Source organism: Streptomyces sp. M41(2017), from assembly GCF_002078175.1.
In the GTDB taxonomy this organism is placed as follows: Bacteria; Actinomycetota; Actinomycetes; order Streptomycetales; family Streptomycetaceae; genus Streptomyces.
Window position 1 is genome coordinate 3,779,588 of the sequence record NZ_MWFK01000001.1, and the last position, 14,469, is coordinate 3,794,056.

Sequence of the window (14,469 nt, forward strand, 5' to 3'; positions counted from 1 at the left end):
GCCGGCGCCCCGCGACCGGCGAGCGACAGCCGGCGGGCCGCGGCGATACGGTCGTTCCATGAGCATCGACGCGGTGGTCTGGGACATCGACGACACGATCTTCGACTACACGGCCGCGGACCGGGCCGGCATGCGCGGTCACCTGGCGGCGGAGGGCCTGCTCGACGGATACACGTCCGTCGAGCAGGCCCTCGCGCGCTGGCGGGAGATCACCGACGCGCAGTGGGCACGGTTCTCGGCGGGTGAGACGGACTGGCAGGGCCAGCGACGCGACCGCGTCCGGGTGTTCCTGGGGGAGCGGCTGAGCGACGCCGACGCCGACGCGTGGTTCGACCGCTACGTCACGCACTACGAATCCGCCTGGGCCCTCTTCCCCGACGTCCTGCCCGTCCTCGACGGCCTCGTCGGCAGTCACCGGCACGCGGTCCTGTCCAACTCCAGCCTCCTCGTGCAGGACCGCAAGCTGCGCGTCCTCGGGGTGCACGACCGGTTCGAGTCGATCCTGTGCGCGGCGGAACTCGGCGTCTCCAAGCCCGCCGCGGCCGCCTTCCACGCGGCCTGCGACGCCCTGCGGCTGCCACCGCACCGCGTGGCCTACGTCGGCGACCACCCGGAGATCGACGGGCGCGGCGCGGCCGAGGCGGGACTGCTCTCCGTGTGGATCGACCGTGACGGCGCACACATCGCGGCAGACGGTCCGCCGACGGGCCCGCACCGCATCGCCTCGCTGGCCGAACTCCCCTCGCTGCTCGGCGCCGATACCCGTTTTGGAGCGTCGTCCACCTTCGGGTAATGTTCTTTCTGCGCCGCCGAGAACGGGCCGAAAGGCCGGAGCTCGGAGGCGTCAGCTAAGACAAGATCTCGCAGGGGATGGCGTCTCAGTGGCCTATGGTGTAATTGGCAGCACGACGGTTTCTGGTTCCGTTAGTCTAGGTTCGAGTCCTGGTAGGCCAGCTCGCAGAGCTCATCTGCACCGCGGAGACCAGCTCCGCAAAGCCCCCGTTGTGTAGCGGCCTAGCACGCTGCCCTCTCACGGCAGTAGCGCCGGTTCGAATCCGGTCGGGGGTACAGATCCTTCCCAGGGGGACAGTCCGGGTCGCACCCGCTGCCTCTCATGCAGGATCGCTAGGGCCCCCGTTGTGTAGCGGCCTAGCACGCTGCCCTCTCACGGCAGTAGCGCCGGTTCGAATCCGGTCGGGGGTACTGGTCTAAACCACCATGGGCTATGGTGTAATTGGCAACACTACGGTTTCTGGTACCGTCATTCTAGGTTCGAGTCCTGGTAGCCCAGCTCGGTTCTGCGGAAACGCATGATCCTAGGCCCCCGTTGTGTAGCGGCCTAGCACGCCGCCCTCTCAAGGCGGTAGCGCCGGTTCGAATCCGGTCGGGGGTACGTGGTCCGCAAGGGTCTCCACTTCGGTGGGGGCCCTTTCGGCGTTCCAGGACTCCTCGGCGTTCCCCGGCAGTTCTCGTACGGCGACGCGAAGTCGGCTGCGAGTGGCGCGAGTTCGGCGTTCCGGGGCGGGCCTGCCGCGGCGTTGGGGCCGGCCCGTCCCGGAACGTGCGGAACAAGGGGGAGTGGGACGTCGGATCAGCCGGTGCGGCGCAGGGCCTCGGAGAGGCGGCCGGCGGCGTCGATGACCGCCTGCGCGTGCATCCGGCCCGGGTGACGGGACAGGCGCTCGATCGGACCGGAGACCGAGACGGCCGCCACCACGCGGTTCGAGGGGCCCCGGACCGGCGCGGAGACGGACGCGACGCCCGGCTCCCGCTCGCCGATCGACTGGGCCCAGCCCCGGCGCCGTACTCCCGACAGGGCGGTCGCGGTGAAGCGGGCGCCCTGGAGGCCGCGGTGCAGTCGCTCCGGCTCCTCCCACGCCATCAGGATCTGCGCGGACGAACCGGCCTTCATGGTGAGTGTGGAGCCCACCGGCACGGTGTCCCGCAGGCCCGACAGGCGCTCGGCCGCGGCGACGCAGATGCGCATGTCGCCCTGGCGGCGGTAGAGCTGGGCGCTCTCGCCGGTGATGTCCCGCAGATGCGTGAGCACCGGGCCCGCCGTCGCGAGGAGGCGGTCCTCGCCGGCGGCCGCGGCCAGCTCGGCGAGGCGGGGGCCGAGGATGAACCGGCCCTGCATGTCACGCGCCACCATGCGGTGGTGCTCAAGTGCCACGGCGAGGCGATGTGCCGTGGGTCGTGCCAGTCCGGTCGCCGCGACCAGGCCCGCAAGGGTGGCCGGACCGGACTCCAGAGCGCTCAGGACAAGGGCTGCCTTGTCCAGAACGCCGACGCCGCTACTGTTGTCCATGAAACGATACTCGCGTCTCACTCTGTGAAACGCAAGTTCAATTTCCGGTGGAACGCGCCACCCTTGTAGACACAGCGGCCCGCGGACCAACGGGCCCGGCGGACGACGTCCGGACGAGGGGTACGAACGTCTGCCGCCTCGGAAATCTCTAGTTGGGCCGGCGCCACACAGGCCGGCCGGAGGGAAAGCGATGGGTAGGACACTCGCGGAGAAGGTCTGGGACGACCATGTCGTCCGGCGCGCCGAGGGCGAGCCCGACCTCCTCTTCATCGATCTGCACCTGCTGCACGAGGTGACCAGCCCGCAGGCCTTCGACGGTCTCCGTCAGGCCGGGCGCCCGGTGCGGCGGCTCGACCTCACCATCGCCACCGAGGATCACAACACCCCGACCCTCGACATCGACAAGCCCATCGCGGACCCGGTCTCCCGGGTCCAGCTGGAGACGCTGCGCAAGAACGCGGCCGAGTTCGGCGTGCGCCTGCACTCCCTGGGCGACGTCGAGCAGGGCGTGGTCCACGTGGTGGGCCCCCAGCTCGGCCTGACCCAGCCCGGCACCACGGTCGTCTGCGGCGACTCCCACACCTCCACGCACGGAGCCTTCGGCGCCCTGGCGTTCGGCATCGGCACCTCGCAGGTCGAGCACGTGCTGGCCACCCAGACGCTGCCGCTGGCCCGCCCGAAGACCATGGCCATCACGATCGACGGCGAGCTGCCCGACGGCGTCACCGCCAAGGACCTCATCCTGGCGATCATCGCCCGGATCGGCACCGGCGGCGGCCAGGGCTACATCCTGGAGTACCGCGGCTCCGCCATCGAGAAGCTGTCGATGGAAGCCCGCATGACCATCTGCAACATGTCGATCGAGGCCGGCGCCCGGGCGGGCATGATCGCTCCCGACGCGACCACCTTCGCCTACCTCCAGGGCCGCGCCCACGCCCCCGAGGGCGAGGACTGGGACGCCGCCGTCGCGTACTGGAAGACCCTCAAGTCCGACGACGACGCCGTCTTCGACGCGGAGGTCGTCATCGACGCCGCGTCCCTGGCGCCGTTCGTCACCTGGGGCACCAACCCCGGCCAGGGCGCGCCGCTTTCGGCAGCGGTCCCCGACCCGGCTTCGTACGAAGACGCTTCGGAGCGCCTCGCCGCCGAAAAGGCCCTGGAATACATGGGGTTGACCGCCGGACAGCCACTGCGGGACATCAAGGTCGACACCGTCTTCGTAGGTTCCTGCACCAACGGCCGTATCGAGGACCTGCGGGCCGCGGCCTCGATCGTCGAGGGCCGCAAAGTCGCCGACGGCGTACGGATGCTGGTCGTCCCCGGCTCCGCGCGCGTGGGTCTGCAGGCCGTCTCCGAGGGCCTGGACGTGGTCTTCAAGGAGGCCGGCGCCGAATGGCGGCACGCGGGCTGCTCGATGTGTCTCGGCATGAACCCGGACCAGCTGGCCCCCGGTGAGCGCTCCGCGTCCACCTCGAACCGCAACTTCGAGGGCAGGCAGGGCAAGGGCGGCCGTACGCACCTCGTGTCGCCGCAGGTGGCGGCCGCCACCGCGGTCCTCGGCCACCTCGCCTCGCCGGCCGACCTGTCCGACGCCCCCGTGCCCGCTGGAGTCTGAGAGTCATGGAAGCATTCACCAAGCACACCGGCCGGGCCGTCCCGCTGCGCCGCAGCAACGTCGACACCGACCAGATCATCCCCGCCCACTGGCTCAAGAAGGTGACCAGGGACGGCTTCGAGGACGGCCTCTTCGAGGCCTGGCGCAAGGACCCGTCCTTCGTCCTCAACCAGCCCGAGCGCAAGGGCGCCACGGTCCTGGTCGCGGGCCCCGACTTCGGTACCGGCTCCTCCCGTGAGCACGCCGTCTGGGCTCTGCAGAACTACGGCTTCAAGGCCGTCGTCTCGTCCCGGTTCGCGGACATCTTCCGGGGCAACTCGCTCAAGAACGGCCTGCTCACCGTGGTTCTGGAGCAGAAGACCGTGGACGCGCTCCAGGAACTGGTGGAGAAGGACCCGCAGGCCGAGATCACCGTCGACCTGGAGGCCCGCGAGGTGCGCGCCGAAGGCATCGCCGCAGCCTTCGAGCTCGACGAGAACGCCCGCTGGCGGCTGCTGAACGGGCTGGACGACATCTCCATCACCCTCCAGAACGAGGGCGACATCGCGACGTACGAGGCCAAGCGGCCCTCGCACAAGCCGAAGACGATCCAGGTCTGACCCGAGGGCCGTTCCGCGGCCGGGGCAAGACTGATTTCAGCCACCCGCAACACCCCTCTGTACCCCCAATCGTGGACGGTTGGGGGTACAGCTGTATCCGCCTCCGAAGGCTCCTCGTTCACCCCCGTTACACCTGTCAACTCCCCTAGTTACAAGGGAGTTTGGCTGGGTACGCGCACTGTGGCACAGCTTCCGGCCGACGTCGCCAGGAGGCCCTCGGGAGGCGGCAGTTACCCCCTGCGCAGGCGACAACTCGCCCCAGATGGCACAATCTGTGCATGGAACGCGACGGCCAACTCGAGCTCTACGCGGCAGTCGCGGCCCAACTCAAGGAAGCGCACACAAGAGTGCGCGCACTGCAAGTCCCGGAGGGCGTACGGATGGCGCTGGCCCGGAAGCTGCTGGTCATTACGGCCGCGGCCAAGCACGATCTCGCCGATGCGACAAGGCGTCTGGAGCGGTTCACCAACGACCTCGACGAGGGCCGATTCCCCGAAGAGGAACGCTGAGGAACTCCGCTGCGGCCCGAGTTCGTTGCGGCACAAGGGTGATTAGCCCGTTTCGTGTTTGATTTGCGGTATATATCTGCCTAACGTGCGAAAAAGCTTGAACGCATTCGTTCGGGCAATGTCTCCGAAGGGGAAGACGTGAACAAGGCGCAGCTCGTAGAAGCGATTGCCGACAAGGTCGGTGGCCGTCAGCAGGCCGCCGACGCGGTCGACGCGGTACTGGACGCGGTCGTCCGTGCGGTCGTCGGCGGGGACCGGGTCTCGGTCACCGGCTTCGGTTCCTTCGAGAAGGTCGACCGTCCGGCTCGCTACGCCCGCAACCCGCAGACGGGTGAGCGCGTCCGGGTCAAGAAGACCTCGGTGCCGCGCTTCCGCGCGGGTCAGGGCTTCAAGGACCTGGTGAGCGGCTCGAAGAAGCTCCCGAAGAACGACGTCGCGGTCAAGAAGGCCCCGAAGGGCAGCCTGTCCGGCGGCGCTTCGGCGACGGTGAAGAAGGCCGCGGCCAAGAAGGCCACCACCGCCAAGAAGGCGGCGACCGCCCGCAAGGCCGCCACCGCCAAGAAGACGACCGCGAAGAAGACCACCGCGGCCGCGAAGAAGACCACGGCGACGGCGAAGAAGGCCACCGCCAAGAAGACCACGGCCACCGCCAAGAAGGCCGCGGCGAAGAAGACCACCACCGCCAAGAAGGCGACGGCCAAGAAGGCCCCGGCGAAGAAGGCGACCGCCAAGAAGGCCCCCGCCAAGAAGTCGACGGCGCGCAAGACCACCGCCAAGAAGGCCACCGCCCGCTAGAAGCAGGGCGCTGGGGTACCTCACGCGCCGGGCCGGGCTCCCCTCGGGAGCCCGGCCCGCGGCGTTCTCAGAACGTCTGCAGGGTGATCAGCGTGATCCGGCGCCCCTCGCCCTCGCCCTCCGTCTCGATCCGCACGCGCTGCCCGGGCCGCAGCAGCCGCAGGCCGCCGGCGTCGAACGCCGCCCCGTCGAAGGGCACCGGAGTGCCGTCGTCGAGCAGCACCTGTCCGCTGCGGGTCTCGGGGTCGTACGTGTACGAGGTCGCCTGCATGGGGGCAGCCTACTGACCCCGGCCGGCGCTCCCGCCGGCCGCGCGGGACACCGTGAACCCCTCTGGATCCGCTGGATCGGCCGAAGTCCGCGCCGTCGACCGCGCGGTCCGCCGGTGCGGAGAACCCCGGCCGGCCCAACGCCGTGGAACGAATCCGTCGCCCTGTCCGCACCCCCGGGCCGCCGGAACACCCGCCCGGCGCGGGCGGATCCCGCCTACTGCTCCGGAATCAGCAGCCGGGCGGCCGCCGCGAGGGTGCGCGGCCCCACCCCGAGCGTCAGCGCAGCCCGCAGATCGTCCCCGGTGTCCACGTCCTGCCGCACGGAATCCACGGAGTCGAGGCGGAGTTCCGCGGCGCCCGACGCGCGGTGGCGGGCCCGGGAATCGGTGCCGAAAGCGGGGAGCAATTCGTGACCGGGCGAAGCGGCCAGGAGCGTCGTCCCGATTGCGGCCGCATCGGGCAGGAATGCGCGGGGGAATTCAGCGGCCGCGTGCAGGACCCGCGCCAATTCCGGCGGGCGCAGAGCGGGCAGATCGGCATTCAGTGCCGCGACGGCACATCCGGGGTCCCGGGACCGTACGACCCCCGCTCCGTGCGCCAGAGCCGCGTTCAGGCCGCCCCCCGGCTCGTCCGCGACGACGCGCGCGCCCAGCGCGGCCAGCTCCCGTCCGGCCAGCGGGTCGCCCGTGACGACCGCCACATCCTCGACCGCCTCGCAGGCCAGCGCGGCCGCCACGGTGTCCTGCGCGAACGCCAGGGCGAGGGCCGGGCGCAGTCCCGCGGAGGCCGTGTCCGCAAGCCTGCTCTTGGCCCGCGCCAAGGGCTTGAGGGGAATGACCACCGTCCACCGCACGAGCACTCCGCCCTCTCTCGTCACGCCTTATTGTGACCCGCCAGCCCTGGCGGTCCGGACGCCGGGGCGTACGGTGTTCTCGACAGACAGACGGCCTGGGGCGACACTTGTGCGGCCCCCCAGGCCCTAGAGGAAGGTGTCCGCGTGCCCCGCCGCAGAATCGGCTTCTGGTACCGCTTCGCAGCGGTTCTCTGCAAACCGCCGCTGGTACTTCTGATCAAGCGGGACTGGCGCGGAATGGAGAACATTCCGGCCGAGGGCGGATTTATCACCGCGGTGAACCACAATTCGCATGTGGACCCCTTCGCGTACGCGCACTATCAGTACAACACGGGGCGTGTTCCGCGCTTCCTGGCGAAGGCGGGCCTTTTCCGGAAGGGATTCGTCGGCGCCGCGATGCGCGGCACCGGACAGATCCCCGTCTACCGCGAGAGCACCGACGCGCTGAGCGCGTTCCGGGCCGCCATCGACGCGGTGGAGCGCGGTGAGTGCGTCGCCTTCTACCCTGAGGGCACCCTCACCCGGGACCCCGACGGCTGGCCGATGACCGGCAAGACCGGCGCCGCCCGGGTCGCGCTGCAGACCAGGTGCCCGGTGATTCCGGTGGCCCAGTGGGGCGCCAACGAACTGCTCCCGCCCTACGCCAAGAAGCCCGACGTCCTTCCGCGCAAGACCCACCACGTGCTCGCGGGCCCGCCGGTGGACCTCACGCGCTTCTACGACAAGGAGATGACCCCGGACCTCCTGAAGGAGGCCACCGAGGTCATCATGGCCGCCGTCACCGCGCAGCTGGAGCTGATCCGCGGCGAGAAGGCGCCCGCGAAGGTGTACGACCCGCGCGAGGTGCGTATCGCGCAGCGCCGCAGGGCCGCGGCCCGGGCGAAAGCACAGCAGGAAGAGGGGCAGGGCACGTGAGCAACCCGGTCAGGGCAGCCGTCTTCGGGACCGGATCGTGGGGCACGGCCTTCGGGATGGTGCTCGCGGACGCGGGGTGCGACGTCACTCTGTGGGCCCGCCGCCCCGAACTCGCCGAAGCGGTCAACTCCACGCGGATGAACCCGGACTACCTCCCGGGCATCGAACTCCCGGAGAACCTGCGGGCCACCGCAGACCCCGCCGAGGCCGCGCGCGACGCCGACTTCACCGTGCTCGCCGTGCCGTCCCAGACCCTGCGCGCCAACCTCGCCGAGTGGGTCCCGCTGCTCGCCCCCGGCACCGTGCTCGTCTCCCTGATGAAGGGCGTCGAACTCGGCACGGTGAAGCGGATGAGCGAGGTCATCGAGGAGGTGGCCAAGGTCTCCGCCGACCGCGTCGCCGTCGTCTCCGGACCCAACCTCGCCAAGGAGATCGCCCAGCGGATGCCCGCCGCGGCGGTCGTCGCCTGCCCCGACGAGTCGGTGGCGCGCCGGCTGCAGGCCGCCTGCCACACGCCGTACTTCCGCCCGTACACGATCACGGACGTCGTGGGCTGCGAACTCGGCGGCGCCGTGAAGAACGTGATCGGCCTCGCGGTCGGTATCGCCGACGGCATGGGACTCGGCGACAACGCCAAGGGCTCGCTCATCACCCGCGGTCTCGCCGAGACGACCCGCCTCGGACTCGTCATGGGCGCCGACCCGATGACGTTCTCGGGCCTCGCGGGCCTCGGGGACCTCGCCGCGACCTGCTCCTCGCCGCTCTCCCGCAACCACACGTTCGGCCTCAACCTCGGCCGGGGCATGACCCTGCAGGAGACCATCGCCATCACCCGGCAGACCGCCGAGGGCGTCAAGTCCTGCGAGTCGGTGCTGGATCTGGCACGCCGGCACGGCGTCGACATGCCCATCACGGAGACCGTGGTCGGCATCGTCCACGAGGGCAAGCCCCCCGTGGTCGCCCTCAAGGAGCTGATGTCGCGCAGCGCCAAGCCCGAACGGCGCTGAACGGGCCCCGGCGCACGGCCGGGTGGGCGACGCTCCGCGACGACCGGAACGACGCTGAGCAACGGCCGTCGTGGGGCGCTGACTCACCCCACGACCACCGGGTACTCTCAACGCGATATGAGCACCGAGAACCTCACCCAGAGCCCTGAGCAGCCGCGTCGCAAGCCGCGCGTGGCTGTCGTCTTCGGCGGCCGCAGCTCCGAACACGGGATCTCCGTGGTCACGGCCGGCGCCGTCCTCAGCGCCATCGACCGTGCCAAGTACGACGTCCTGCCGATCGGCATCACCCAGGACGGCCGGTGGGCGCTCACCGCGGACGACCCGGCGCGCATGGCGATCGTCGACCGCAAGCAGCCCAGCGTCGAGCAGCTCGCCGAGTCCACCGAGGGCGGCGTGGTGCTCCCCGTGGACCCCTCCAACCGCGAGGTCGTCTACAGCGAACCCGGCTCGGTCCCCAAGGCGCTCGGCGAGGTCGACGTCGTCTTCCCGGTGCTGCACGGCCCGTACGGCGAGGACGGCACCCTGCAGGGCCTCTTGGAGCTGTCCGGCGTCCCCTACGTCGGTTCGGGCGTGCTCGCCTCGGCCGTCGGCCAGGACAAGGACTACATGAAGCGGGTGTTCACCTCGTTCGGCCTCAAGGTGGGCCCCTACGTGGTGATCCGGCCCCGCGAGTGGCAGCAGGACGAGTCCGCCGCCCGCAAGAAGATCGTCGACTTCGCGGGTGAGCACGGCTGGCCGCTGTTCGTGAAGCCCGCGCGCGCCGGTTCCTCCTTCGGCATCACCAAGGTCGACGACCTGGCGGGCCTCGACGAGGCGATCGAGGAGGCCCAGCGGCACGACCCGAAGATCATCGTGGAGGCCCTGCTGACCGGTCGCGAGATCGAGTGCGGTGTCCTGGAGTTCGAGGACGGGCCGCGCGCCTCGGTGCCCGCCGAGATCCCGCCCGTCCAGTCGCACGCCTTCTACGACTTCGAGGCCAAGTACATCGACTCGGCCGCCGGGATCGTGCCCGCGCCGCTCACCGAGGAGCAGACCGCCGAGGTCCGCCGGCTCGCCGTCGACGCCTTCGAGGCCGCGTCCTGCGAGGGCCTGGTCCGCGCGGACTTCTTCCTCACCGACGACGGCGAGTTCGTCATCAACGAGATCAACACCATGCCGGGCTTCACGCCGATCTCCATGTACCCGCGCATGTGGCAGGAGACGGGCGTGAGCTACGCGGAGCTGGTCGACCGCCTCGTCCAGGCGGCGCTTCGCCGCTCGACGGGGCTGCGCTGAGCCCTGCTCGGTGCCCGCGGTGTCAGTCGGCGATCCCCTTGGGGATCGCCTTCTTGACGGAGGCCGCGAGTCCGACGAGCACGCCGGAGACGTCGTCGCCCTTCGGCACCGTGACCTCGACGTAGGTCCTGCGCAGCGCGGTGGTGAGGCGGGTGGACCCGTCGTCCCGCTTCTCCATCAGCCAGTCGACGCCGTTCACACCGCCGCCGACCGCCTTCGGGTCGTTGCCCGAGGCCACCTTCGGGTCGGTCATCTTCGGCGGCCGTTCGACACCGCAGCGCAGTATGATCGCCGTCGCCGGGCTTCCCCAGCCCGCGGTCAGCGCGGACCGGGGCTCCGGGTCCTCACGGCTGTGGCCGTCCAACGTCCGCGGCAGCGCCTTGTCCAGGTTCCGGCACAGCTCGGTGGCCTTCTGCCCCGGGCTCGGAACCACGACGGACGCGTTGTCGTCTGCTGAGGAGCAGCCCGCGATCGCGGTCAGAACCGCGATGACGGGCAGCCCGAGGAGAGCGGCGTGCCGGTGACGGAAGAAGTTCACCGGCCAAGGGTAGACGGGGGCTACAGGTGAACGACCGGGCAGGTCAGGGTGCGGGTGATGCCGTCCACTTGCTGGACCTTGGCGACCACCATGCGGCCGAGTTCGTCCACGGTGTCTGCCTGGGCCCGCACGATCACGTCGTACGGTCCTGTCACGTCCTCGGCCTGGATCACCCCCGAAATCTTGCTGATCGTCTCGGCGACGGTCGACGCTTTGCCGACCTCCGTCTGGATCAGGATGTACGCCTGTACCACGGAACCTCCAGGGCGGCCACGAGGATCATGTGGGGAAAAGGAACGCCACGGTATCGCGTTGCCGCTCGCCGCGGGGAGACCCGCGGTGACTGGGGCTTGCGCGCCGGGGTGCAGGGACGGCACAAGTTGACGGTCGACTCGACCGTACCGAGTACGGACACCGCTCGCGACCGGGCACGAGCAGCGACAGAGGGAGCACGACGATCATGAAGGGCACCGTGGGCGAGTTGGGGGAGTTCGGGCTCATCCGAGAGCTCACCTCGCGTCTCACCACCACCCCGGCGGTCCGGGTCGGCCCCGGCGACGACGCCGCGGTGGTGGCAGCGCCGGACCGCAGGGTCGTGGCGAGCACCGACATCCTCCTGGAGGGACGGCACTTCCGCCGCGACTGGTCCACGGCGTACGACGTCGGCCGCAAGGCCGCCGCGCAGAACCTCGCGGACATCGCCGCGATGGGCGCCGTGCCGACCGCGCTGCTGCTCGGCCTGGTCGTGCCCGCCGAACTCCCGGCCACCTGGCCGTCCGAGCTGATGGACGGGCTGCGCGACGAGTGCCAGGTCGCTGGGGCCGCCGTGGTCGGCGGCGATGTCGTACGGGGCGAGACCATCACCGTGGCGATCACCGCGCTCGGCGATCTACGCAACCACGAGCCGGTCACCCGGGGCGGGGCCCAGCCCGGTGACGTGGTGGCCGTGACGGGCTGGCTGGGCTGGTCCGCGGCCGGCTTCGCGGTGCTCTCCCGCGGGTTCCGCTCGCCGCGGGCGTTCGTGGAGGCCCACCGCCGCCCCGAACCGCCGTACCACGCGGGTCCCGCGGCCGCCGGACTCGGCGCGACCTCGATGACGGACGTGAGCGACGGACTGATCGCGGACCTCGGGCACATCGCCGAGGCGAGCAAGGTGCGCATCGACGTCCGCTCCGGGGACATCGACGTGCCGTCCCAGATGAACGACATCGGGCAGGCCGTCGGCGTCGACCCCATCCAGTGGGTGCTGAGCGGCGGGGAGGACCACGCGATCGTCGCGACGTTCCCGCCGGACGTGAAGCTGCCCGCGCGCTGGAAGGTGATCGGCGAGGTCCTCAACCCGTCGGCGCTTCCGCAGGTCACCGTGGACGGAGCCCCCTGGACGAGCAAGGGCGGCTGGGACCACTTCGGGGACATCGAGTCCTGAGCGCGGCCGCGGAACCCGGTGCGGTGCGCGCCCGACGGCGTGCGCCGCGCTTCCGCGTACCCCGTACCCCGTACCCCGTTCGTACGAGGGGCGGCGACTCCCGGCCGTCGGGCGCCGCCGGTGTCCGGACAGCAAAAAACCCGCCCACTCGGAGGTGGACGGGTTCAGTGCAAGCGAACCAGCAGTGGCCGCGCGCTGGCGGTTGTCAGCGCGTGACCTTGCCGGCCTTGATGCACGAGGTGCAAGCGTTCACGCGCTTCGGCGTCCCGCCCACAACGGTACGGACGCGCTGGATGTTGGGGTTCCAGCGACGGGACGTACGGCGGTGCGAGTGCGAGATGTTGTTGCCGAAGCTCGGCCCCTTGCCGCAGACATCGCAATTGGCAGCCACGGTCACTCCAAAGACTTCAGATGCACTTACGGTTGATCCCGGCAGGCCGGAATCAAGATCTAGGATCTGAGTGGCGGTGCCAGGGGGATGGCCCGAGTGGATCGGGCAACTGGAGCAGCATACAACGACTGCGTCCGGAGAACGAAACTACCATGAGCCGGCCGACCCCCCGCCCACCCCTCAGCGGCCCCCCTACCGACGGTAACCCTTGCTGGGTCTACGCTGCGACCCACGTCCAGCAGCTCAAGGAGGCGCAGGTGCCGCAGGGACCGCAGACATTCGATGCTCTCGCGGTGCGTACCTGGTGCGGGCTCGCGCTGGAGTCCCTCGGCCGCGCGCGCGAGGAGATCGACGCGATCAACGTCTACCCGGTGGCCGACGGGGACACCGGCACCAACCTGTACCTGACGGTGGAATCGGCGGCCGCCGCCGTCGAGGCGGTGTTCGCGGGCCACGCGATGGCCGCCGCCTCGGCGCCCCCGTCCCTCGCCGACGCCGTACGGGCGATGGCGCACGGAGCCCTGATCGGCGCCCGGGGCAATTCCGGGACGATCCTCGCGCAGCTGCTGCGCGGCATGGCGCAGGTCCTCGCGGCCGACAGTGACAGGGCCCACACCGACGGCCAGGGGCTGCGTCGGGCCCTGCGGCACGCGGCCGAGTCGGCGCGCCAGGCCGTCGCCCACCCCGTCGAGGGCACCGTCCTCACCGTCGCGTCGGCCGCCGCCGACGCCGCCTCGGACGCCGAGGGGGACTGCGGGAGCGTCGCGAGGGCGGCCTACGAGGGAGCGCGCGTCGCGCTCACCGCGACGACCGGGCAGCTGGCCGTGCTGGAGCGGGCCGGCGTGGTCGACGCGGGCGGACGAGGTCTGGTGGCGGTCCTGTCGGCGCTGGTGCAGACGTTCACGGGCGAGGCGCCGCGGCAGACGCCCGGCTCCGCGGCCCTCCCCGCGCAGACCGACGGAACGCCGGAACGACCGGACGGCGCCGGGGCCGAGACCTGCGGCGACGGAACGGCCGGGGAGAGCGGTCCCGCCTTCGAGGTGATCTATCTCCTGGAGGCGGACGACGCCGCCGTGGACCGGCTGCGCGAGCGGCTCGACGGACTCGGCGACTCCCTCGTGGTCGTCGGCGGCGACGGACTGTGGAACGTCCACGTGCACGTCGACGACGCCGGTGCCGCCGTGGAGGCGGGCGTCGAGGCGGGGCGCCCGCACCGCATCCGCATCACCCACTTCGGGCTCGGAGACGTCCACGCCGGGGGAGCGGCACGGCCGCCCCGGGAACGGGCGCAGCGTGCCGTCGTGGCCGTCGTACCCGGTGAGGGCCTGGCCGGGCTGTACGCGGAGGCCGGGGCGACGACCGTGCTGGCCCGCCCCGGGGAGCCGCCCGCCAGCGGCGAACTCGTCCAGGCCGTACGCCGGGCCCACGCGCTCGAGGTCGTGCTGCTGCCCAACGACGCCGACCTGCGCCACACCGCCGCGGCCGCCGCCGAACAGGCCCGCACCGAAGGTGTCCGGGTCGCGCTCATCCCCACCCGCTCCGCCGTGCAGGGCATCGCGGCGCTCGCCGTGCACGAGCCGGAACGCCGCTTCGACGAGGACGTCGTCGCCATGACCTCGGCCGCCGGCGCCACCCGCTACGCCGAAGTCGCCGTCGCCGAACGGCAGTCCTGGACCATGGCCGGGATCTGCCAGGCCGGGGACGTCCTCGGTCTCATCGACGGCGATGTCGCCGTCATCGGCGCCGACGTCACGACCACGGCGGAGACCGTCCTCGACCGCATGCTCGCCGCCGGCGGTGAGATGGTCACCCTGGTCCTCGGCGACGAGACCCCCGACGCCGTCGCCACCCGCCTCGAAGCCCGGGTGCGGGAGGCCTACCTGGCCGTGGACACCGTCGTGTACCGGGGCGGCCGGCAGGGCGCGTTGCTGCTGATCGGGGTCGAGTAGCCGGCGACGGCACCGCC

General features: G+C 71.0%; 16 protein-coding genes and 5 tRNA genes. 15 read left to right on the forward strand and 6 right to left on the reverse strand.

Annotation, left to right across the window (positions count from 1 at the left end; all coding sequences use genetic code 11):
- The first annotated feature begins 58 nt into the window (after positions 1-58).
- The 6 genes from B0675_RS16700 (at position 59) to B0675_RS16725 (ending at position 1,393) form a co-directional block, all read left to right on the forward strand.
- Positions 59-793: an HAD family hydrolase gene (locus B0675_RS16700; protein WP_081219616.1), complete on the forward strand. Its 735-nt coding sequence runs from the start codon at positions 59-61 to the stop codon at positions 791-793.
- An 89-nt stretch (positions 794-882) separates the two neighbouring features.
- Positions 883-954, forward strand: a tRNA-Gln gene (locus tag B0675_RS16705).
- Between the two features lie 41 nt (positions 955-995).
- A tRNA-Glu gene (locus B0675_RS16710) sits at positions 996-1,068 on the forward strand.
- 62 nt (positions 1,069-1,130) lie between these two features.
- A tRNA-Glu gene (locus B0675_RS16715) sits at positions 1,131-1,203 on the forward strand.
- 16 nt (positions 1,204-1,219) lie between these two features.
- Positions 1,220-1,291, forward strand: a tRNA-Gln gene (locus B0675_RS16720).
- Positions 1,292-1,320: 29 nt separating this feature from the next.
- Positions 1,321-1,393, forward strand: a tRNA-Glu gene (locus B0675_RS16725).
- A gap of 198 nt (positions 1,394-1,591) precedes the next feature.
- On the opposite strand, the gene ndgR is transcribed toward B0675_RS16725, so the two are convergent.
- On the reverse strand, positions 1,592-2,308 hold the full coding sequence (ndgR, locus tag B0675_RS16730; RefSeq protein ID WP_081219617.1) for an IclR family transcriptional regulator NdgR: 717 nt from the start codon (positions 2,306-2,308) through the stop codon (positions 1,592-1,594).
- 190 nt (positions 2,309-2,498) lie between these two features.
- On the opposite strand from ndgR, the gene leuC reads away from it, so the two are divergent.
- The 4 genes from leuC to B0675_RS16750 all read left to right on the forward strand — a co-directional run bounded on the left by leuC (position 2,499) and on the right by B0675_RS16750 (position 5,826).
- Positions 2,499-3,923: a 3-isopropylmalate dehydratase large subunit gene (gene leuC, locus B0675_RS16735; RefSeq protein ID WP_081219618.1), complete on the forward strand. Its 1,425-nt coding sequence runs from the start codon at positions 2,499-2,501 to the stop codon at positions 3,921-3,923.
- A gap of 5 nt (positions 3,924-3,928) precedes the next feature.
- Positions 3,929-4,522: a 3-isopropylmalate dehydratase small subunit gene (gene leuD / locus B0675_RS16740; RefSeq protein WP_081219619.1), complete on the forward strand. Its 594-nt coding sequence runs from the start codon at positions 3,929-3,931 to the stop codon at positions 4,520-4,522.
- Between the two features lie 278 nt (positions 4,523-4,800).
- The gene (locus B0675_RS16745; protein ID WP_081219620.1) at positions 4,801-5,031 is read left to right on the forward strand and encodes a hypothetical protein; all 231 of its coding nucleotides are present in this window, start codon (positions 4,801-4,803) and stop codon (positions 5,029-5,031) included.
- 138 nt (positions 5,032-5,169) lie between these two features.
- The gene (locus tag B0675_RS16750; RefSeq protein WP_081219621.1) at positions 5,170-5,826 is read left to right on the forward strand and encodes an HU family DNA-binding protein; all 657 of its coding nucleotides are present in this window, start codon (positions 5,170-5,172) and stop codon (positions 5,824-5,826) included.
- Positions 5,827-5,893: 67 nt separating this feature from the next.
- Here B0675_RS16750 and B0675_RS16755 read toward each other — a convergent pair whose 3' ends face one another.
- Both B0675_RS16755 and cofC read right to left on the reverse strand, forming a co-directional pair.
- Positions 5,894-6,097: a hypothetical protein gene (locus B0675_RS16755; protein ID WP_081219622.1), complete on the reverse strand. Its 204-nt coding sequence runs from the start codon at positions 6,095-6,097 to the stop codon at positions 5,894-5,896.
- 215 nt (positions 6,098-6,312) lie between these two features.
- Positions 6,313-6,951 (reverse strand): 2-phospho-L-lactate guanylyltransferase, encoded by a 639-nt coding sequence (cofC, locus tag B0675_RS16760; protein ID WP_081221831.1) that lies wholly within the window; start codon positions 6,949-6,951, stop codon positions 6,313-6,315.
- Between the two features lie 144 nt (positions 6,952-7,095).
- On the opposite strand from cofC, the gene B0675_RS16765 reads away from it, so the two are divergent.
- The 3 genes from B0675_RS16765 (at position 7,096) to B0675_RS16775 (ending at position 10,148) form a co-directional block, all read left to right on the forward strand.
- Entirely contained in the window at positions 7,096-7,866 is a 771-nt protein-coding gene (locus B0675_RS16765; RefSeq protein ID WP_081219623.1) for a lysophospholipid acyltransferase family protein, read from the forward strand.
- Positions 7,863-8,873, forward strand: a complete 1,011-nt coding sequence (locus tag B0675_RS16770; RefSeq protein WP_081219624.1) for an NAD(P)H-dependent glycerol-3-phosphate dehydrogenase — start codon at positions 7,863-7,865, stop codon at positions 8,871-8,873. Before B0675_RS16765 ends, B0675_RS16770 begins: the two co-directional genes overlap by 4 nt.
- Before the next feature lie 117 nt (positions 8,874-8,990).
- Positions 8,991-10,148 carry a D-alanine--D-alanine ligase family protein gene (locus B0675_RS16775; RefSeq protein ID WP_081219625.1) on the forward strand — a complete coding sequence of 386 codons (1,158 nt, stop codon included), beginning with the start codon at positions 8,991-8,993 and terminating at the stop codon, positions 10,146-10,148.
- 22 nt (positions 10,149-10,170) lie between these two features.
- On the opposite strand, the gene B0675_RS16780 is transcribed toward B0675_RS16775, so the two are convergent.
- Positions 10,171-10,686, reverse strand: coding sequence for a DUF3515 domain-containing protein (locus tag B0675_RS16780; RefSeq protein ID WP_081219626.1), 516 nt, complete (start codon positions 10,684-10,686; stop codon positions 10,171-10,173).
- A gap of 20 nt (positions 10,687-10,706) precedes the next feature.
- Complete coding sequence (locus B0675_RS16785) at positions 10,707-10,940, reverse strand: Lrp/AsnC ligand binding domain-containing protein (RefSeq protein WP_081219627.1); 234 nt, start codon at positions 10,938-10,940, stop codon at positions 10,707-10,709.
- 206 nt (positions 10,941-11,146) lie between these two features.
- Between B0675_RS16785 and B0675_RS16790 the strand changes: the two genes are divergently transcribed.
- Positions 11,147-12,112, forward strand: coding sequence for a thiamine-phosphate kinase (locus B0675_RS16790; protein WP_081219628.1), 966 nt, complete (start codon positions 11,147-11,149; stop codon positions 12,110-12,112).
- 205 nt (positions 12,113-12,317) lie between these two features.
- Here B0675_RS16790 and rpmB read toward each other — a convergent pair whose 3' ends face one another.
- Positions 12,318-12,503 (reverse strand): 50S ribosomal protein L28, encoded by a 186-nt coding sequence (rpmB, locus tag B0675_RS16795; protein ID WP_081221832.1) that lies wholly within the window; start codon positions 12,501-12,503, stop codon positions 12,318-12,320.
- Between the two features lie 257 nt (positions 12,504-12,760).
- On the opposite strand from rpmB, the gene B0675_RS16800 reads away from it, so the two are divergent.
- Positions 12,761-14,452 (forward strand): DAK2 domain-containing protein, encoded by a 1,692-nt coding sequence (locus B0675_RS16800; RefSeq protein ID WP_241539800.1) that lies wholly within the window; start codon positions 12,761-12,763, stop codon positions 14,450-14,452.
- The last annotated feature ends 17 nt before the right edge of the window (positions 14,453-14,469 follow it).